Genomic DNA, 19,185 nt, shown 5'->3' on the forward strand with positions numbered 1-19,185 from the left:
GACCATGCAACCAACGATAAAACCCGCCGGCGATTCGGCGCTGCTCGTATCCTTCGGTGAGGTCATCGACGAAGAGGTAAACGCCAGAGTCCATGCCATTGCCGACGCTGTGGAGAGGGCTGACTTTGAATGGCTCGTTGAGGCCGTGCCGGCTTACTCGACGGCCTACGTCTTCTACGACCCCATCAAGGCGAGCTTCAGCGAGGTGAAGGCGGCCATTGAGCCCCTCCTCCAAGTTTCGCCGGAATCCTTCAAGGGGAGGCTCGTGGAAATTCCCGTCGTTTACGGCGGCCAGTACGGCCCGGATATCGGCTTTGTGGCGAAACACAACGGCCTGGCCGTCGATGACGTGATCGAGATACATTCCAAGCCGACCTACCGCGTCTACTTCCTCGGCTTTCTGCCGGGCTTCGCATACCTCGGAGGCATGGACGAGAGGATAGCCGTGCCGAGACTCGAAAAACCGCGCTTAAAGGTCCCGGCCGGAAGCGTTGGGATAGCAGGAAAGCAGACTGGCATCTATCCCCTCGAAAGCCCCGGGGGCTGGAGGCTCATCGGGAGGACTCCGCTCAGACTGTTCAATCCAGGGAGGGAACCCCCGACCCTCCTAAGGCCCGGCGACATGGTGAGGTTCGTTCCCATCGACGAGTCGGAGTTCCTGGAGCTCTACGAGGCCGAATGGGGGGGAGGGAGATGATTGAGCTTCTCAACGTTCCCTCACTTCTCACCGTCCAGGACTCCGGCAGGAGAGGCTACCGAAAGCTCGGTGTCCCCGTTTCCGGCTTCATGGACGATTACTCCGCGAGGATAGCTAACTACCTCGTCGGAAACCCCGGTAACGCACCTCTCCTTGAGTTCCTCCTCGCCGGCCCAACGCTCAGGTTCAACGCCTCCTGCGTCTTTGCTGTTGCTGGGGACGTTGAGGTGAGACTCAACGGCACCCCCGTAGAACCTTGGATGAGTCACTGGGCAAAGAGAGGGGATATCCTTGAGGTTGGCGCCTTGAAGAGCGGACTCTATGGCTACATAGCCTTCGCCGGCGGAATAAAGTGTGAGCCGCTCCTCGGGAGCTGCTCGGCCTATCCCAAGGCCGGCCTTGGAAGGCCGCTGAAGGCCGGGGATATTCTGAACCTCGGCTACGCGGTACTAACCAGGAAGGATGGGAGATACCTTCCCCCGGGGCTGAGGCCGGACTATTCAGCGAAGGAAAAGACCGTCCGCGTCGTTCTCGGCCCCAACCTCGACCACTTCACCGGGGAGGGGATAGGGACCTTCCTGAGCGAGGCCTATACCGTAACTCCCGAGTCCGACAGAATGGGTTACCGCCTCGATGGAAAGGCCATAGAGCACTCGGAGAAGGGCGCGGGGATAGTGACGGACGCCATACCGACCGGCTCTGTTCAGGTTCCGGCCAACGGAAAGCCTATAGTGATGCTCCGCGACGCCCAGACGACCGGCGGCTACGCGAAGATAGCCGTCGTTGCAACGGCAGACCTCCCCATCGTTGCACAGAGCCGGCCTGGGGAGAGGCTGAGGTTTGAGGCGGTGAGCGTCGATGAAGCCCGGGAGCTTCTGATCAGGCGCGAGAAAACCCTGAGGGCAATCAAGGGCTTCCTTGACGGGAAGATGCGCGCCTACAGGATAAGAACGGGGGAAGAAGAGCTGATCGCGTTCACAAAAGTGGAAAGAAGGGATTAGTCCTTCTTGCGCATGACCTTGACGACCTTGTAGGTCTTGCCGTTGCACTCGACGTCGTCGAGGATTTCTATTATTTTCACGTGGTCGCCCTCGAAGAGACCTTCCGGCCTGAACAGGTCCGCCTTTTCCTTGTCGCTGCAATCCGCGAAGTGGAGCTTTATAACAGAGCCCGCTATGGCCAGCCTCGGCTCTATCGCGACCTCGATGCTCGGCTCGACGACTTCAACAACCCTAACCTTGCCCTCGTGGAGCGGGCAGGAGTGTGAGGGCATGCTCCTTACCCGGAGGATTTTATACCTCCTGCCGGGTTCCAGGTTTCCGACGCAGACTCCCGCTAGCTTGCACGTCTTGCACGGTTCTGCCGGGCCGTAATATATGAATTCAACCCCTGGTCTTGCCAGCTTTTCCCCAACTAACGTGATTATTGCCATTCCAAACACCTCCGTTTTGTGAAGCGGTGATCTTCAGATGACTCCGGTGATTTTAGCGGCCTTCTCGGCTGCCTCTCGCGTGAGACCGTCCTTCCCGAGGATCGTATACCTCTCGGGCCTTATCGTGTGGGCAATCGTGAGGGCCTCGATTATGTACTCCGGGTCGATCCCAAGCTCGTATGCGTTAGTTGGCGCCCCGACCTTCTTTAAGGTTTCCCTAATCCTCTCCCACTTGAGCCCGTGGAGGTAGGCCATTATTATCGTCCCAACGCCGACCTGCTCGCCGTGCAGGGCCGGTTTCGGCGCTATGGCATCGAGAGCGTGGCTGAAGAGGTGCTCCGCGCCGCTTGCAGGTCTCGAAGAGCCCGCTATGCTCATGGCCACGCCGCAGGAGATGAGACCCTTAACAACCTTCCTCACGCTCTCCTCGTTGCCGAGGCGTATTATATCCGCATTCTTTATCACCATCTTGGCGCTCATCAGGCTCAGCGAGGCCGCGTACTCGCTGTAGTACTCGCCCTTTATCCTGTGGGCCAGCTGCCAGTCCTTCACCGCCGTCAGATTGCTTATCATGTCCCCCACTCCGGCGGCTAGGTAGCGGTAGGGGGCGGTCTTGATGACCCCGACGTCGGCTATCACCGCCACCGGCGGCACGGCCTTGACCGATGTCTTGGTTCCGAGGTCTTTGATGGATGCATTTGCACTCGCTATGCCGTCGTGGGAAGCGGTCGTTGGGAAGCTGATGAAAGGAACTCCGGCTTTAAACGAGGCGAGCTTGGCGACGTCGATTATACTTCCGCCGCCAACGGCTATGAGCCAGTCAGAGTTATCGTCCCTAATTTTAGTCAGGGTCTTCTCGACCTCCTCCATGCTGGCCTCCCTGATTACCAGCGCGCTCACATCAAACGACTCCCTGAGGCTCTTCTCGATGTCCTTTCCGGCTATCTCCTTTGTCTTCGGTCCGTAGAGCACTAGAGCCTTCTCGCCCAGACCAAGTCTCTTCGCGACGTTAACGGCCTCTCCCTTCAGATTTTCGCCCAGCAGCACCTCTCTGGGCAGCTGCATCAGATGCATCTCAACCACCGTCCTAATAACTATGGGTGGGAAAAGCTTTAAGGCTATCGGAACAACGGTCTATGGTGGTCGAATGGGGCTCTACGAGTTCTTTTACGAGTACTTCATCAAACCGATACAGGAGAACCAGGGTTACAACCCCGTGAACACGGTTGTCTACGCTATAATCCTGGGTGTGGCTGTGATACTCCTCTACAAGATGCTCAAGCGGATGGGGATAAAGGTTGACGACCGCTTCTTCAAGGCGCTCATTCCGTACATAATCCTCGGCCCATTGATGAGGAGCGTGACGGACGTCGGTATTCTGCCGAGAACCTACCTAACCGTCAGCCCCGGCGGCTACTTCGTCATAGCGGCCTTTGCGATAGCCTCTCTCTACGTCGTCTGGAGGCACGTCGGGCCTGGAGAGAAGCTCTATCCCCTCTACCGGGACTTCGGCTGGGTTCTGCTCGGTGGGCTCGTCTTCGTCCTGATAATAAACCGGGGGAAGGTTAACTTCAACCCGGAGGTCTTCAAGTACTTCATCCCGGCGCTGATAATAGCCGAGGGCTTTGTATGGCTCGTCTCGAAGAAGCTCGCCCTCATTAGGGACAACTCGCTCCTCTTCTACACCCACTTCTACGACGCCACAACGACGTTCGTTGGAATCCAGTTCCTCGGATTCTGGGAGCAGCACGTCCTCGCGAGGTGGCTGATGGATACCTTCGGGACGCCAGCGGTTATATACGCCGAGAAGTTTCTTATACTGCTGCCTATCGTGTGGATACTGGACCGGGCCATGGCGGACGAGGACCCGGATTTAATAAACTTCGTGAAGCTCACGATGTTCATCCTCGGTTTTGGGCCGGGAACGAGAAACCTGCTGATAATGCTGATGGGTGGTTGATATGGAGATTCCATGGAACGAGATTGCCCTCGAAATCGCGAGGGAGGTTGAGAAGGAAGTGATGCCCCTCTTTGGCACTCCGAGGGCAGGGGAGACGATAGGGGAAAACGTCAGCGGAGACGTTACCAAGTACGTTGACAAAGTGGCTGAGGACGTTGTTCTGGGCAGGCTCCAGCCCCTCGGGGTCAACATCGTCAGCGAGGAGATAGGCTTCATAGACAACGGGAGCGACTACACGGTTATCGTTGACCCAATAGACGGCTCCTACAACTTCGCCGCGGGGATACCGATATTCGCCTTCAGCTTTGCCGTCTTCAGGAGAAATGAACCCGTTTACGGTGCGATATACGAGTTCGTCAGGAGGACGTTTTACGAGGCCCTTCCAGGAGAAGGTGCCTACATGGACGGAAGGCCTATAAGGGTCAGGAAACCCGAGCGCGGAAAGGAGGCACTGAGCTTCTACACGCGCGGCAGGTGTCTGGGCTTAATAAAGAGGGTCAAGCGGGTTCGGGTCCTTGGTGCCATAGCTGTCGAGCTGACGTACCTCGCCAAGGGCGCCCTCGACGGAGTCTTGGACATAAGGAACTACGTGAGGACGACGGACATAGCCGCGGGGGTGCTCATAGCCAAGGAAGCCGGGGCGATAGTCACCGACGAGACCGGAAGGGAGCTGGAGCTGAGGCTCGACGCAACCACCAAGACAAACGTAATAGCCGTCAACGACCGCTATCTGCTCGACATGATCCTGGAGGAGCTGAAAAATGAGCCTTGAGGGCTATTTCCACCGCTACGGGAAGGCTACCTTCACCCTCTTCCTGATAAACGTCTCGGTCTACATCTTAGAGTCAATACTCAGCGGAAACCCCTTCAGCATAAGCATCGAAGTCTTGGCAAGGCTCGGCCAGTGGAACTACGCCGTCCTCAACTACGGCTGGTGGTGGCAGCTCATCAGCGCGATGTTCGTGCACGTGGGCATACTCCACATAGGCTTCAACATGTACTTCCTCCTGATGATGGGCAGGCAGCTCGAGGGAATCCTCGGGCCTAAACGGCTCGTTATGGTCTACCTCGTCTCGGGCCTGGCAGGAAACCTGCTGACACTCTTCCTGCTGCCGGCCAACTCGGTCAGCGCCGGCGCGAGCGGCTCGCTTTTCGGCATAGTCGGGGCGCTGATACTCATAACCGGCGTCGTCGGCGGGAACATGCAGGCCGCACTGATAAACGCCTTCGTGCTCTTCCTGATAAACAGCCTGCTGCCGAGCGTCAACATCTACGCCCATCTCGGCGGGCTGCTCGTTGGGATGGCCATAGGCTACTACTACGGCAGGCGGATCAAGCGGCACCTGATTGCGAGGATGTACGGCTACGGGTGGTGACGTCTCGTTTTTTCAATTTTAGGGATGTCTAAGGGTTAAGATTCGGTGCACTTCCAGCCCCTTGGTCGTTTGGAGATACACCACATCCCCACGAAGCTTTACTTCCAGGGGTCTATCATCTGCTTTGAGTTCTCTGCATGAGATTTTTCTAAAGATGTTCCGTTTAAACACGCACAAACCGTTTTTCTCTGCCCCACTGATTCCCCTGAGGTAATATGCCACCGCTACGTACTCTTCACTAACATCGAGAATCGCTCTGGCCCCTAACAAATGCTCGTCCATTTTCACAATTAGAGCCTTCTCCCTTTTACCGTCTTTGACCCTGTAAATGTGCACCTGAGAATTCATGGTAAAGACGCTGTAGTGAACGACCGTGAAGTATGTTTCATCGCCCAGAATCTTCACATCGTGGACTTGTGCTCTGGCTACACCGGGACATATCTCTCTGCTCAAATCCCCGGTTGATGCGTTCACGAAGTATATGCACGAACTCGTTAAAAGAAGCTCACCATTGTGATACTTCACCGGAAAAGCTTGGAAGTGCCTTTTCCACACTATATTAAGGCTGTAATCCACAAGTGCGGCATTGATTCCTGCCCAGTCACCGGGATAATAGGTGTAAAGGACAATACCCTCTGGAATGCACACGTGCTCCTCTATAACACCCTCCAGGGAGAACTCCAGGCTTGAGGAGCTGTTAGTCGAGATAGTGAAGTTGACGAAGTACCGGGAATGGTTTTCATAGTACTGGGACGTTATTTTGATGCTTGACGGACAGGACCGAAAGCCCGAATCGTCGCCGAAGTATATCCTCTCGGCTTCCACAGGAATCAAAATTCCACGAAAGAACAGGAACAGGCCCAAGGATAGAACCACAACAAGTACCAACCCAGCAATAGCTTTCTTTTTCATAACCCTCCGACCTCGGGCCATCTTACCTTCAGGGAATGTTGGAATCCGTTCTATATAATGCTTTCTTGCGTACTCAGTGCTCGGTTTAGTCAGGTAAATGGCCTGTCTTTCGTCAGTGCTGAAGCTTTTGGAACAAGCTTCTCCAAAGAAACTTTGTTGGGCAAAGCTTCATCAAAGTTCGTGATTCCTTTATGAACGCTTTTTTTGCACGTGTTTGAACTTTCAAAGGGCCCATTACGCTCTGGAATTCCCGGATTTAGGGACAGTTATCGGGGGTTTACTCTTCCCCGCGCTCCAAAGGAGCGCTCCTTAGAAAAACCCATTCCCAACAACCTCTTTGAAGAGAATTCCCTTTTGTAAAACCCCTCAAAAGTGCAAACTTTCCAAAATCGAACTTTGAAAGAGAATCACAAACCTTGATCAAACTTCGCGCAGGCGAAGTTTGAATGGTGCCGGGGCGGGGCTTTGAACCCCGGACCTCTCGGTTTCTCAGGCTCCCCCGAAGGGGAGCGGCCCTATGAGCCGAGCGCTCTGACCAGGCTAAGCTACCTTCAGGAGGGCATTTTTAAATCTTTCGATGGACACAAACTCGATGTTTCTCCGCTGGGGAGCTGTTTATAAGCTCATCCCGCAAGTTAGTTCCATGATGAGAAGGTCCCTCGCGGCACTTATCATCGCGTTCATGGTCATCATCGCGGGTTGCCTCTCGGTCACTCCGGAGACCGGAACGCCCGGAGGCACGGCATACCCATCCACGACTTCAACTACTCCTCCCTCGACCCCAACGCCCGGTTCATCCCCGGCAACCTGGACGAATCCCCTCGTTAAATGGGAGAACGCAACGGTCTCCTTGCCGAGCCAGGACGCCGAGCTCAACTGTCCGGGAATCCTCTGGCGCTACATTCTCAGGGACGCACTCCCCTGTATGCTGAGTAGGGAAGAGCTTGAAGTCATATCGCCCCTCGCGGAGGAGCTCAAGGGTGAAGACCTCACCCAAAGCGCCTGGAACGTCCTCGCCTGGGAAGGGGAGTGGCTGAGCTACGACTGGGAGAAGGCCAAGCAGCCCTTCGCCAAGGTCATAATATATCCCGACGGGCGGCAGGAGGTCGTTGAGGGGCAGAACAACACGATTCAGACCCCCTACGAGACGATAATGAAGAGAACCGGGGTATGCACCGACTACACCGTTCTCACGGATGCCCTGCTCTTGGCCATGAACTACTCGCCCCTCTACGCGATGGCCATAAACCTCACTGATTTGGGGCACGCAACGGCCTTGGTAAAAATAAACGGCTGGTACTTTGCCCTCGACCAGCACCTTCCGCCCATGGATCTGGGTGCCTACTACCGCTACTGGGAGCGGCAGGGGAGCAGGATAATCAACGCCACGCTCTACGAAATAACGCCGGGCGAAGAGAAGGCCACCGTCAAGGTTCTCGGCGTCGTTACCGGCGAGGAGTTCCTCAACCAGGATTACACCATGGGCGATGCCGACGCGAGGAATTTAGCCGTCTCGATGATGAACTCTCTGTATAGCCGGTTCGGCCTGAAGGCCGATGAATCCCTGAAAAGCCTCTCCGACGGAAAGCTCCCGAAGGGATACAAGGCCGGCTGGACGTGGGGGGTTACCTATTACAACCTGGCCGACTACTACCACCCGTTTTTCCACGAACAGTACACCGAGTGGCTGGTCTCTCAGATGCTTTCAGACACGGAGTTCGCAGGCTACGTTCAGAAGAGCGACGCGGTCTGGATAGAGGTTAGAGTAGAGGGCGAGGATTTGATCCTCACCATCTACCTCGGGAGTTCTTAGAATAGCCCCGGGAGTTCCTGGGGTAGCGAGAGTTTCTTCTTCCGTTTCTTCTGTAGCCATCCGAAGGGCCGCGCTCGTACCTCTCCCGGTACTCCTTCGGGATATCCTCGCTGAGCTCGGATTTCCTTATCTCCACACCAGCTACCTGGGCAATGTAGCGCAGCCTCTTGAACTCGCCGGGCATTATGAAGGTTATCGCCCTTCCCCGCTTGCCCATCCTGCCGGTTCTCCCTATCCGGTGGACGTAGTCCTCGGCCGTCATGGGCAGGGAGTAGTTGACGATGTGGCTTATGTCCTGGACGTCCAAGCCGCGCGCGGCAACATCGGTTGCCACGAGAATCCTCGTTCGCTTAGTCTTGAAGCGCCAGAAGGTTCTCTCACGGGCGGCCTGGCTCATGTCGCCGTTTAAAGCCTCGGCGCTGTAGCCCCCCCTCCTGAGCTTCTCGCTCAGCTCTCTGGTTTCCCTCTTGGTGGCGCAGAAGACTATGCCGTAAAAGTCGTCGCTGAGGATCTTCTTCAGCACCGTGAACTTTCTCGCGGGAACGACCTCTATGTACTCCTGATCCACCATCTCGGGCACGAGCTCGTCGCTGCTGACGCTTATAACCTCGTAGTTCCCCATGTAGCGCCTCGCGAGCCTTCTAATCTCGGGGGGCATCGTTGCGGAGAACATCAGCACCCTCTTCCTCCTCGGGGTCTCCCTGAAAATCGCCTCTATGTCGTCTATAAAACCCATGTCGAGCATTCTGTCGGCCTCATCGAGGATGAAGAACTTCACGGAGCTCAGATCGAGGGTCCTGCGCCTTATGTGGTCGAGAACCCTGCCGGGGGTTCCAACTACAACGTGGGTTCCCCGCTCAAGCGCCCTGATCTGCGGCCCTATCGGCTGGCCGCCGTAGATGGCGTAGACGTAAACCCTCTTCCTCCCGCGGAGGCTCTTGATTTCATCCGCCACCTGGAGGGCGAGCTCCCTCGTGGGGGTCAATATTATCGCCTGAACGGCCTTTATCTTCGGGTCAATCGCCTCGATTATGGGGAGTGCAAAGGCAGCGGTCTTTCCCGTCCCGGTCTGGGACTGGCCGATTATATCGACGTCGCCCGATAGAAGACGTGGAATGACTTCCCTCTGAATGTCCGTTGGGGTCTCAAAACCCTTCTCTCTAACCGCCACTAACGTGGCCCTGGATAAGCCTAAGCTTTCAAAACTCATTTTCCTAACTCCTTACGTTACTCAAACGCATCCCTTCTCAAACGGAACGCGTCGAGAAGAAACGCGGTCTGGCGGGCCGGGGGGGATTCGAACCCCCGACCACGGGATTAAGAGTCCCGCGCTCTAACCATGCTGAGCTACCGGCCCTCAACCCGAAGTCATAGACGGGAGGTTGCTTTATAAATTTTTTGGTCAGAGGCCGAAAAGGGGGCAGGGAAAACTTTATAAAGCCTCTCCGAGCGTTATACTTTGGCAACGCGGGGGTTGCCGAGCCTGGTCAAAGGCGCGGGATTGAGGGTCCCGTCCCGTAGGGGTTCCGGGGTTCAAATCCCCGCCCCCGCACCACAGAAACTTCGCGAAGGCGAAGTTTGATCAAGGTTCGTAGCTCCTTCTTGAGTGCCAATTTTTAAGTGGTTTCTCATTATCGGAACGTTTAACACGGAGAACAACCCAAAAATGCAATCTCACACTGGGTTTGCTTTCTTTCGACGCCCTGCGGGCGTCTTTCGTGTAAAACCCTCGCCAAAATGATTCCCGAAGTTGTTCTCTCAAATCCCTTCACTCCGCTGAACAACATTGGGGGTCTCCCTATGTTACATGGGGCCCTCTCAGCCCCAGAACCTCCTCAAATACAGCCTCATCCTCGGCAAATCGACGGGCCTCATGCTCTCGCGCATCCAGTCCGGCAGGTCCTTCTTTATCGAACTCCAGAGGAGGCGGTAGTCTAGGACTATTATGGACCCCTTCTCCTCGGCTGAGCGGTGAACCCTTCCAGCCGCCTGGACGAGCTTCCTGTGGGCCGGCAGATAATAGCCGTAGTAGCGGCCCTTCCCCGGGAACTTGCGCTCGAAGTACCTTATCTGGGCCTGAACCCTCGGAGTTGGCCTCGCGTAGGGTATCCCAACGAGCACAACCCCGTTCATCTCGTCGCCGCTGTAGTCCTGCCCTTCGCTGTTCCTGCCCCCCATGACTCCCAGTAACACCGCTCCCCTGCCCTTGGCGTGGGCCTTGAAGCTCGCTATCATCGCATCGTTCTCTGCTGAGCTGACGCCCTGCTTTTCAATGAATATCGCCTTTCCAGTCTCCTCAAGACGAACCTGGAGGTTTGCCGAGAGAAGTCCCTGAAGGACCTCGTAGGAAGCCGTGAAGACTCCGACGTTCTTCGGTATGAGCTTGGCCACCTCGACGATGTACTCCACCATGCGCCTGTAAACCTGGAGCGAGCGCTCGTCGCCCCTCGTCGAGACGTCTTTGGCGACTAAAACCTGCGCGTTTTCCCGCTTTACCATCCTCGGGAACTTTTTCATCCGGACGTTTTCGATGCCCATGACGTCGCGGAAGGCCTCCATCGGGGTGAGGGTTCCGGACATGAAAACCGCGCTCTGGACGTTTCTGATGAAGCCCAGGGCTTTCGAGGGATCCAGCGCCACGAGCTCAAGGCTCAATCCCCTGTCCCTGCTCATGAGGAAGAGGTAGTCCTCTCGTCCAATGAGCGAGAGCCAGAAGAGGAGGAACTCGCCGACGCGGCCGATGTAGGAGCGGGGCGGCTTGCCCTTCTCTATCCTGTCCTCCCTTATGGCGTCGCCAACCGCCACCATGTCGTTGAGTATTCTAACGAGCCTCCTGGTGTCAAGGCTCAGGATGTCAATGACGTGTGCAAAAACGAGCTCCGGCTGGATGGGGGTTTCGTGCACGTCCCTGTCCTTGAGCTTCTCGTCGTAGAGTATCTCCAGTCCGCGGCCGAAGATGCTGAGGAAGTTGGCTATCTCATGTTCGTTGTACTCGTCGGCCTCCTTTATCGCCCTGTTTACCGTGTGTATGCTTATCCGGTCGCTTAAGGCCGAGATAGCTTGATCAGGCAGGTTGTGGGCCTCGTCAAAAACCACTATCAGGTCGGAGTAGTCAACGTCAAGGGAGCTTATGAAGTTCTCCCGGATGGTGGGGCTGAGGAGGTAGAGGTAGCTGGCCACTATGACGTCAGCCTTCTCCGCTATCCTCTTGGTTAAATCGTAGGGGCACAGCTCTAAGGTCTCGGCGTAGCTCAGAATCTCGGCCGGATGGCTCGGCTCGCTCAGAAAGAACTTCACCAGCTCGTCGAATTCCGTCTTTTTCTTCTTCTCGTTCTCGTAGAACTCGCACTTCTTGAGCTTCTTGAGGTTCTTGCAAACGACCATGGCGGTGTAGGCATCGCTCGTGAACTGGGTGAGGTAAGTGTGAAGGCAGAGGTCCTTTCTGCTCCTCAGTTCGACGCCGGAAACCGGGTTCTTCCTGTTTATCGCCTTCAGCTCCTCTATAACCCTGTCCATCTGTCTGTGGGTTCTGGCTAGATAGAGAACCTTGTAGCCCATTTCCTTGGCGTAAGGCAGGATCCCCGCCAGAACGCTCACGGTCTTTCCAAAGCCGGTAGGGGCCTCTATTATGGCGTTCTCGCCGTTTTTAACTGCCTCCGCAACGAGGTCTATGAATTCCCGCTGGTGTGGTCTGAGTTCTTCGTAGGGAAAGTACTCGAACCCTTCGCCCGTTTCGCTCATGGGAAAGAGTTTTAACGGCTCGCTTTTAACTTTTCCCCAGGTGAAGGGTGTGGACGAGAAGGAGCAGAGACTGGTTGAATACTCCATTGAGGCAGTTATAATAGCCTGGCTCGCGTACCTGTTCTTCTATCAGAATTACCTGCTCCACGGCTGGCACCGGGGATTGCCACTTCCCTCAAAACTGCCCTTCCTGGTGGCTGGAATCATTGTTGCGGCGCTGTTCTTCTGGTACGAGTGGACCAGATTCGAGCGCGAGCTCGAGGGAAGGAAGAAGGTGCCCCTGAAATCGGTTCTGCCAGTTGCCCTCAAGGAGGAGAACCTCTCCGACTCAGACTCGAACGAAACCGAGAACGGCGGCGAGACTACGGGCGATGAGGCTCAGAAAGAAGAATGGGAAGAGGTCAGAGCTTCAGCTCCGGAATCTCCTCAAGAACCTTGACGGTCAGCTTAACGGCTGCATCGACGTCGCGCTCGTCAACGACCTCCGTGTTGGAGTGGATGTAGCGCGCTGGAATGCTTATTCCGCCGCTCGGGACGCCGGCCTTGTTGAGGTGTATCGCTCCCGCGTCGGTTCCACCGCCGGTGAGGATGTCCCACTGGTAGGGAATCTCGTGCTTCTTGGCTATCTCCTCCATCCAGCGGACGATTGTCGGGTGGCAGATGACGGAGCGGTCCATTATCTTAATCGCGACGCCCTTTCCGAGCTGGCTTATCTGCTTGTGCTCCGGCGTTCCGGGAACGTCTGCCGCTATGGTGACGTCGAGTGCGAAGCCGTAGTCGGGGTCTATGCCGAAGGACGAGACCTTCGCACCGCGGAGGCCGACCTCCTCCTGGACGGTGGCGACGAAGTAGACATCTGCATCAGTCTCGGCCAGCTGTCTCGCGGCCTCGACGAGGATGTAAACCGCTATCCTGTCGTCGTGGGCTATGCTGACGAGGCGGTGCTTTCCGAGCCTCTCGAGCCTGCCGTCCCAGGTGATGACGGCGCCCATTTCCTCGGCCTCTTCCTTGCTCTCGGCGCCTATGTCTATGAAGACCTGGTCCCAGGTCGGGGCCTTGTTCCTCTGCTCCGGCTTCTGGATGTGCGGCGGAACGCTTCCACCGACGCCGTAGACGAACTCGTTCGGGCCGATCCAGACCTTGAAGCGCTGGGCGATGAGAGTCCTTGGGTCAACACCGCCAACCGGTGCAACGCGGAGGAATCCGTTCTTCTCGATGTGGGTCACCATGAGGCCAATCTGGTCCATGTGTCCGGCGAGCATGACCTTCGGACCCTTACCCTTCTTGTGGGCGATAACGTTGCCGAGCTTGTCGACGGTTATCTCGTCGACGTAGGGCTTAAAGGCCTCGATAACAACGTCCCTGACGCCGAGGAACTCGTATCCGGAAACGCCCGGTGCCTCTATAATCCTTTTGAGAAGTTCGTAGTCAACCATCACAACCACCCCTTTCGTTTAGATTTCCATCTAAATGCTCATGTCCGGGATATTTAAGGTTTTAGGTGGGGTTCACACCCAGTTGACTCATGGGTAAATCTTAACCCCCATTTTATCCTCGCCGTTGTCGTATATCTCGCGGATCCTGAAGAGATACGCCGGCGTTCTGCTCCAGTCCCGTGGCTTTTTTGGCCTGTGGAAGATGTCGTGGAGGGCGTTGGTGTACTCCCACACGGGGCCATCCTCATGTATCTCCACGTCGCATCTGACCTCGTAGGATGTGCTCGGCGGGGTGAAGAAGAGCACCGTTGCCTCCTTCCTTCCCTCGGTTAGGTTTTTCCAGGTGTGCTTTCTGGCGAGCTCGAGGGACACCAGTTTCGTGAAGTCTATCCTTTCCCTCACGTAGATTTCCTCCAGGAGAAACCTGCCCGCGTTTAGTGGGCTGTATGGCCTTCTGAGTTCCTCCCTCATCTTTTCGATGGTCTCGGCGAGAAGTTCCTCCCTGTGTATGAAGCCCACGCCTTTAATGGAACCGTTCACCCCCGCGGGTCCGCAGGTGATTATCGCCGCGTTGTGCCGTGTGAAGCTTATCAGAACCTCCGGGTCAAACTTTCCGTTCAGGAGGCGCTTTATTCCCTCGACCCTTTCCTCGAACGCATATCTGATGAACTCCTCTGGGAGCATGTTCCCACCGTATCCAATACGGCGCTATCGTTAAAAGCCCTCCCCCGGAGAACCTTCGGGATTGAAAATGACGACCCTGCTGAAGCTCGATGCCGTTCCCTGCATCTTCCGCAAAAGGCTCAACCGCTTCGTGGCGCTGGTCGAGGTTGAGGGGGAGGAGAGGAAAGCCCTGGTGACCAACACGGGCCGCTTGGAGGAGTTCATGGTTCCCGGGAGGAGAGCGTTCTGCACGCCCAAGACCGGCGGAAAGACGGACTTCGTCCTGGTTGCCTTCGAGGACCTGGGCGGAAAAGGGGCGGTGATAGACACCCGAACCCAGGCCAAAGCCTTCGAGCGGGCGGTGGAGCTTGGTTTGGTACCATGGCTGAGGGGTTGCCGGATAAAGCGGAAGGAGATCACGGTCGGCAAATCGCGCCTCGATTACCTCTTCGAATGCCCCAAGGGCGAGGTCTACGCCGAGATGAAGAGCGCCGTCCTGCGAGGGGGTGAAAAGGGAGAGTACGCGATGTATCCTGACTGTCCGAGCGTCAGAGGGCAGAAGCACATCAGGGAGCTTATAGAGCTCTCAAAAGCCGGGAAGAAATCCATAATCTTCTTCATCGGCGCGATGCCGGGCGTTGAGAGGTTCCGGCCCTACGAGAGGGGCGACCCGGAGATAGCGAGGCTCCTTAAAGAGGCGGACAAGGTAGGCGTTGAAATCCACGCGCTGGGCATCTCCCTTCTGCCCGATGGAAGGGTCGTTCTTGAGAGGCCGAGCCTTGAAATCGAGCTCTAAACCGCCGTCCGCGGGGTCTTGTACCACACCTTCTTGGCCTTTCCCGCCTCCCACAGGCCGGCCAGCGAAATGAATATCCATATCTGGGAGTATGTGTAGTACATGAGCGGCGCGAGGAGCCAGCAGCCAATGCTCCTTATCTTCCCGTCGTAGAGGCCGGCGAATATCTCCAGCAGGAACGCGACATAAACGAAGCTTAAGATGAGCCCCGTGAACCACGTGACGTTTCCGAAGGTTACCAGGAGTGCTACGAAGGCCACATCCGCCACTATGACGGCTATCGCCAGGAGGTAGTACACCATAAGCGTGAGGAGCAGGTCAAAGCGCAGGCCCCAGCCTGGAATCTCGCGGAACCTCTTTATGTGCTCCTTCACCGTGTAGACGTTTCCGGCCGCCCAGCGCGTCCGCTGCCTGAACCACACGCGCCAGCTCTCGGGTTCCTGCTCCCAGGTAACGGCGAGTGGATTGTAGGCTATCCTCTTGCCCATGGCTATTATCCTGAAGGACATCTCCAGGTCCTCGGCGAGGGCCTCTTCGTCCCAGCCTCCGAGCTCTTCGAGCAGGTCCTTTTTGATTACAAAGTTCGTCCCGGGGAGCACCGCGGTTTTGTAGAGTTTGCTCTTTCCGCTCTGGCCCGCCAGCTGGAAGTAGAGGTACTCCATGCATATGAACCTCGTGAGGATGTTCCCCTTCCAGTTTATCGTCCGAACCTTTCCAGTCACCGCCGGCGTCTCGTCGCTCAGCATCGCCACCAGGCCCTTGAGCGCCCCGGGCTCGGGTCTGTTGTCCGCGTCGTAGACCGCTATGACCTCCCCCCTGGCTAGCCTTAGGCCGTAGTTCAGGACGTAGCTCTTCCCCCTGCCGCCGCCCTCAACGCGGACTACCCTGATGAAAGGGTATTCCTTGGCGACCTCCTCGGCTATCCTCACCGTGTCGTCCGTGGAGCCGTCGTCCAGGAGGAGAACCTCCAGTTTATCCTTGGGATAGTCGAGGTTTGCCATCGCCAGGAGCGTGTCCCTTATCACCACGGCCTCGTTCCTAGCGGGGATGAGGATGGTGATGGAGGGGAGCTCGCTCGGAATCGCGGGTTCCTTGAACTTTGAGTTGTACCTTAAACCTGCTATCGTCAGGACTATGTAGTAGAAGAACACGGGGTAGATAACCGCGGCCGAAAACAGCCAGATGAAGTGGAGGACTGCAACTACGATGTTCACGGCCCCGGTTAGTGGCCCCATACCCCCCTCCATGTTTTTATGTCCTTTGGCCTTATAAGCATGACTTCCACGCGGAAGCGTTTTAAACCCGGAGTGGGAGAGAGAATTAGGTGGTGTGAATGGCTATAGTCGATGTTAGAATTCTGGTTGAGGGTGCGAGCGACGTGGAGGTCGTAAGCAAAGCCCTTCAGGGTCTCGCTTTGGGAAGCGAGTACAACATAACGATATCCTCGATAATCCCGACGACGAACGTCGAGATAGCTAAGAGCGCAGCCGCCGGGGCGGACCTTCTCATCATAGCGACCGATGCCGACCGGGTCGGGAGGGACCTTGCGGAGAGGCTCTTCAGCGAGCTGGGGGAGATGGTCGGGCACGTTGAAAGGATGAAGCTCCCCCTCGGCCACGATTTGGAGCACGTTGACGTTGAGCTCGTCAGGAAGGAGCTCAAGAACACTCTCGTCCGCGCCGGCCTCAAGAGCCTTCAGATACTCCCGGAGTACATGGCACTCAGGAACCAGCTCCTCGACCTCAAGGGCCGCTACGACGGCCTGGGCGAGGAGTACAGGAAGCTCAGGGAGGAGTATGAAGCCATCACAAAGGCCTTTGAGGAGCTGAAGGAGGAGAACGCGAGGCTCAAGGAGGAGAACGAAGGGCTTAAGGCACTCCTTGAGAGCGCCAAGAACATTTACCGCGTTGACGAGGCATGGAAGTCCCTCTTCCCCGCCGAGCCGGTTCCGGACGAGGCATACATTGGAAAGGCCGTTGAGAAGCTAGGTCTGGCGGGTAAGGTGATAGTCGGGCAGGGATACATCTTCGCCGAGGACAAGGGACTTGTGGACGAGCTCCTCAGGACGGTTTACCTCAGCCTGAGCATAAAGGAGGAGCCCCCTAAGCCGCCCAAGCCGCCGGTTGAGGAGCCGCCGAAGCCCCAGGAGCCCGAACCCCGGAGCGAGCCGGCGGTCGTTGAGAACGCCGAGGTAAAGCCCGACGACATCGAGGGACTCCTGAAGGGGCTGTGATATGGAACTCAAAGAGACGCTGGAGGAGTACGAGACCTACCTCGACCTCGAGGGGAAGAGCCCGAACACGATTAGGATGTACTCCTACTACGTGGGGCGCTACCTCGAGTGGGGCGGAAAGCTCAACTCCCGCTCCGCCCTCCGTTTTCTCGCGAAATTGCGCCGGCAGGGTTACTCCAACAAGAGCCTCAACCTCGTGGTCCAGGCGCTGCGCTCCTACTTCCGCTTCGAGGGCTACGACGAGGAGGCTGAGAAGCTCAAGCCCCCGAAGGTTCCCAGGAGCCTGCCGAAGGCCCTAACCCGCGAGGAAGTTAGAAAGCTGCTCTCGGTGATACCACCAACGAGAAGGCGCGACAGGCTGATATTTCTCCTCCTCTACGGTGCAGGTCTTCGGGTAAGCGAGCTGTGCAACCTGAAGAAATCCGACGTTGACTTCGAGCGCTCGCTGATAGTCGTCCGCGGCGGTAAAGGGGCCAAGGACCGCGTCGTGCCCATTCCAGGATTCCTTCTGGAGGAGATCAAGTCCTACCTTGAGACGAGAACGGACTCCAGCGAGTACCTCATCGTCGAGGAGGGGCGCAGAGAAAAGGACAGGATATCGCCCAAGACCGTCTGGTATCTCCTCAAGAAATACGGGGAACGTGCGGGGGTCAAGGTTACACCCCACATGCTCCGCCACAGCTTTGCCACTCACATGCTCGAAAACGGCGTTGACATAAGGGCCATCCAGGAACTCCTCGGCCACTCGAACCTCTCAACGACGCAGATCTACACCAAGGTCACCGTCGAGCACCTCAGGAAGGCCCAGGAGAAGGCGAGGCTGATAGAGGGGCTGATGGAGTGAGCCCGAGCAGGAACTTCCAGAGAGGAATGGCATTTATTCTGCGGCCGTTCATTTCAATGGTTTCCTCTTCCTCGAGTGTCACAACCGTGAGATTCTCGCAGCCGAGATTTTTGCCCGCTCTAATGATGGCAGATAGCTCCCGCTCTCGTGCGTCCTTGAGGCTCAGAGTCACCTGAATCAGTTCTACAACCCTTCCTGACTCCGAGACGACGAAATCAACTTCCTTTTCACCGGAGCCGCCGTAGTAGTGAACGTTGAGAAGCGGGTTTAGATAGTGCTTCCTTCTGAGAAGCTCAAGGAACACGGCGTTTTCAATATCCCTTGCGGGGTCCTTCTTTGAGAAGAGGGCCAGGCCGGTATCGACGAGATAAACCTTCTTGGGGGCTCTGAGAGACTCTTTTTCGGAGCGGGCAAACTTTGGAAGGAAGAAGACGAAGAACGAATCCTCAAGTGCTCTGAGGTACTCAAGGACTGTCGTTTTTGATGTTCCAAACTCGGACTTAAGGAAGCGATGGATTGAGCTGTACGAGGTGTACTTTGCGTAGTTCGAAAGCAGAAGCTTGACAAGGGCCTCAATCAGGGCCACGTTCCTTATCCCGTGCCTCTCTACGACGTCCTTCGTGATCATAACCGAGAGGTACTCTTCAAGTATCCTGACCTTATCGCCGAGCAGGGCCACCTCGGGGAAGGCGCCGTATTTTAGGTACTCATCCAAGAGCTTTCTTATTATATGCATCTTTCTGCCGTAAAGGTCGCGCTTTTTAAAGTCCATCCCCTTGAATCGAAGGAACTCCCTGAACGAGAGGGGAAGGAGGGTATATGAAATTCCGCGTCCCCTCAGCTGGGTCGCAACCTCTCTTGAGAGCAACCGCGAGGACGAACCCGTAACCGCAACCATGAAACCCTCGTCAAGCAAATATCTTACGCCGATTTCCCAGTTGGGAACGCTCTGAATCTCGTCGAGAAGGAAGAAGACCTCGTCCCCAACGTTCTCAGGATAGAGGTCAAAGTATGCATCAACAACTCCCGGAAAGTCCCGTCCAGTTATCCCGAACAGGAGCGGGTTCTCAAAGTTCAGGTAAACGTAGCGTTCCCTCTCATCTCCAACTAGTGAATAGAGGAGATACGTCTTCCCGGAGCGCCTTGGCCCAATTATAACCGTCGCCTTTCCAGGGTTCAGGGAAAGCTTTAGCTCTCTCTCCACAATATTTGGTAAATCCCTCTCGTGGAAGAGGCGGATGTATCTTTTGATGTCGTCAGGCTCCATGGTACAGTATACAAT

General features: G+C 56.3%; 19 protein-coding genes and 2 tRNA genes. 11 read left to right on the forward strand and 10 right to left on the reverse strand.

The features are described from left to right. Positions 1 to 4: 4 nt before the first annotated feature. Positions 5 to 697 carry a 5-oxoprolinase subunit PxpB gene (pxpB, locus tag A3L10_RS00625; RefSeq protein ID WP_088865928.1) on the forward strand — a complete coding sequence of 231 codons (693 nt, stop codon included), beginning with the start codon at positions 5 to 7 and terminating at the stop codon, positions 695 to 697. After that, a complete protein-coding gene (locus A3L10_RS00630) occupies positions 694 to 1,698 on the forward strand; it encodes a 5-oxoprolinase subunit C family protein (RefSeq protein WP_088865929.1) in 1,005 nt (334 codons plus the stop codon). The genes pxpB and A3L10_RS00630 overlap by 4 nt, the downstream gene beginning before the upstream one ends. Here A3L10_RS00630 and A3L10_RS00635 read toward each other — a convergent pair. Both A3L10_RS00635 and A3L10_RS00640 read right to left on the reverse strand, forming a co-directional pair. Next, positions 1,695 to 2,129, reverse strand: coding sequence for a UPF0179 family protein (locus A3L10_RS00635; RefSeq protein ID WP_088865930.1), 435 nt, complete (start codon positions 2,127 to 2,129; stop codon positions 1,695 to 1,697). The genes A3L10_RS00630 and A3L10_RS00635 overlap by 4 nt on opposite strands. A gap of 33 nt (positions 2,130 to 2,162) precedes the next feature. After that, positions 2,163 to 3,203 carry an NAD(P)-dependent glycerol-1-phosphate dehydrogenase gene (locus tag A3L10_RS00640; RefSeq protein WP_088865931.1) on the reverse strand — a complete coding sequence of 347 codons (1,041 nt, stop codon included), beginning with the start codon at positions 3,201 to 3,203 and terminating at the stop codon, positions 2,163 to 2,165. Positions 3,204 to 3,276: 73 nt separating this feature from the next. On the opposite strand from A3L10_RS00640, the gene A3L10_RS00645 reads away from it, so the two are divergent. Genes A3L10_RS00645 through A3L10_RS00655 form a run of 3 tightly spaced genes read left to right on the forward strand, consistent with a single transcriptional unit; the run spans position 3,277 to position 5,465 of the window. Further along, positions 3,277 to 4,089 (forward strand): DUF63 family protein, encoded by an 813-nt coding sequence (locus A3L10_RS00645; protein ID WP_088865932.1) that lies wholly within the window; start codon positions 3,277 to 3,279, stop codon positions 4,087 to 4,089. A 1-nt stretch (position 4,090) separates the two neighbouring features. Then, positions 4,091 to 4,861 carry a bifunctional fructose-bisphosphatase/inositol-phosphate phosphatase gene (locus A3L10_RS00650; RefSeq protein WP_088865933.1) on the forward strand — a complete coding sequence of 257 codons (771 nt, stop codon included), beginning with the start codon at positions 4,091 to 4,093 and terminating at the stop codon, positions 4,859 to 4,861. Then, positions 4,851 to 5,465, forward strand: coding sequence for a rhomboid family intramembrane serine protease (locus A3L10_RS00655; protein WP_088865934.1), 615 nt, complete (start codon positions 4,851 to 4,853; stop codon positions 5,463 to 5,465). The genes A3L10_RS00650 and A3L10_RS00655 overlap by 11 nt, the downstream gene beginning before the upstream one ends. An 18-nt stretch (positions 5,466 to 5,483) precedes the next feature. Here the strand turns inward: A3L10_RS00655 and A3L10_RS00660 are convergent, their stop codons facing one another. Beyond that, positions 5,484 to 6,377: a hypothetical protein gene (locus A3L10_RS00660; RefSeq protein WP_088865935.1), complete on the reverse strand. Its 894-nt coding sequence runs from the start codon at positions 6,375 to 6,377 to the stop codon at positions 5,484 to 5,486. A gap of 643 nt (positions 6,378 to 7,020) precedes the next feature. Between A3L10_RS00660 and A3L10_RS00670 the strand changes: the two genes are divergently transcribed. Then, positions 7,021 to 8,190, forward strand: coding sequence for a transglutaminase-like domain-containing protein (locus tag A3L10_RS00670; protein ID WP_232460991.1), 1,170 nt, complete (start codon positions 7,021 to 7,023; stop codon positions 8,188 to 8,190). On the opposite strand, the gene A3L10_RS00675 is transcribed toward A3L10_RS00670, so the two are convergent. Beyond that, positions 8,165 to 9,400 (reverse strand): DEAD/DEAH box helicase, encoded by a 1,236-nt coding sequence (locus A3L10_RS00675; protein WP_088865936.1) that lies wholly within the window; start codon positions 9,398 to 9,400, stop codon positions 8,165 to 8,167. The genes A3L10_RS00670 and A3L10_RS00675 overlap by 26 nt on opposite strands. A gap of 69 nt (positions 9,401 to 9,469) precedes the next feature. Beyond that, positions 9,470 to 9,547, reverse strand: a tRNA-Lys gene (locus tag A3L10_RS00680). Between the two features lie 110 nt (positions 9,548 to 9,657). Here A3L10_RS00680 and A3L10_RS00685 point away from each other — a divergent pair. Then, a tRNA-Leu gene (locus A3L10_RS00685) sits at positions 9,658 to 9,745 on the forward strand. Between the two features lie 263 nt (positions 9,746 to 10,008). Here A3L10_RS00685 and A3L10_RS00690 read toward each other — a convergent pair. Continuing rightward, positions 10,009 to 11,931 carry a helicase C-terminal domain-containing protein gene (locus A3L10_RS00690; protein ID WP_088865937.1) on the reverse strand — a complete coding sequence of 641 codons (1,923 nt, stop codon included), beginning with the start codon at positions 11,929 to 11,931 and terminating at the stop codon, positions 10,009 to 10,011. Between the two features lie 40 nt (positions 11,932 to 11,971). On the opposite strand from A3L10_RS00690, the gene A3L10_RS10320 reads away from it, so the two are divergent. Continuing rightward, positions 11,972 to 12,370 carry a hypothetical protein gene (locus A3L10_RS10320; RefSeq protein ID WP_198362077.1) on the forward strand — a complete coding sequence of 133 codons (399 nt, stop codon included), beginning with the start codon at positions 11,972 to 11,974 and terminating at the stop codon, positions 12,368 to 12,370. Here the strand turns inward: A3L10_RS10320 and A3L10_RS00700 are convergent. Then, positions 12,333 to 13,367 carry a M42 family metallopeptidase gene (locus A3L10_RS00700; protein WP_088865938.1) on the reverse strand — a complete coding sequence of 345 codons (1,035 nt, stop codon included), beginning with the start codon at positions 13,365 to 13,367 and terminating at the stop codon, positions 12,333 to 12,335. The two genes, A3L10_RS10320 and A3L10_RS00700, sit on opposite strands and share 38 nt — an antisense overlap. 87 nt (positions 13,368 to 13,454) lie before the next feature. Continuing rightward, complete coding sequence (locus tag A3L10_RS00705) at positions 13,455 to 14,051, reverse strand: hypothetical protein (RefSeq protein WP_088865939.1); 597 nt, start codon at positions 14,049 to 14,051, stop codon at positions 13,455 to 13,457. 67 nt (positions 14,052 to 14,118) lie between these two features. Here A3L10_RS00705 and sfsA point away from each other — a divergent pair, with 67 nt between their 5' ends. After that, positions 14,119 to 14,826 carry a DNA/RNA nuclease SfsA gene (sfsA, locus tag A3L10_RS00710; protein ID WP_088865940.1) on the forward strand — a complete coding sequence of 236 codons (708 nt, stop codon included), beginning with the start codon at positions 14,119 to 14,121 and terminating at the stop codon, positions 14,824 to 14,826. Here sfsA and A3L10_RS00715 read toward each other — a convergent pair. Continuing rightward, the gene (locus A3L10_RS00715; RefSeq protein WP_232460992.1) at positions 14,823 to 16,073 is read right to left on the reverse strand and encodes a glycosyltransferase; all 1,251 of its coding nucleotides are present in this window, start codon (positions 16,071 to 16,073) and stop codon (positions 14,823 to 14,825) included. The two genes, sfsA and A3L10_RS00715, sit on opposite strands and share 4 nt — an antisense overlap. An 86-nt stretch (positions 16,074 to 16,159) precedes the next feature. On the opposite strand from A3L10_RS00715, the gene A3L10_RS00720 reads away from it, so the two are divergent. Continuing rightward, positions 16,160 to 17,059 carry a toprim domain-containing protein gene (locus A3L10_RS00720; protein WP_088180718.1) on the forward strand — a complete coding sequence of 300 codons (900 nt, stop codon included), beginning with the start codon at positions 16,160 to 16,162 and terminating at the stop codon, positions 17,057 to 17,059. Position 17,060: 1 nt separating this feature from the next. Next, entirely contained in the window at positions 17,061 to 17,903 is an 843-nt protein-coding gene (xerA, locus tag A3L10_RS00725; RefSeq protein ID WP_088865942.1) for a site-specific tyrosine recombinase/integron integrase, read from the forward strand. On the opposite strand, the gene A3L10_RS00730 is transcribed toward xerA, so the two are convergent. Further along, positions 17,854 to 19,170: an ATP-binding protein gene (locus A3L10_RS00730; RefSeq protein WP_232460993.1), complete on the reverse strand. Its 1,317-nt coding sequence runs from the start codon at positions 19,168 to 19,170 to the stop codon at positions 17,854 to 17,856. The genes xerA and A3L10_RS00730 overlap by 50 nt on opposite strands. Positions 19,171 to 19,185 lie beyond the last annotated feature (15 nt).

It is taken from the genome of Thermococcus radiotolerans (assembly GCF_002214565.1).
Lineage (GTDB): Archaea > Methanobacteriota_B > Thermococci > Thermococcales > Thermococcaceae > Thermococcus > Thermococcus radiotolerans.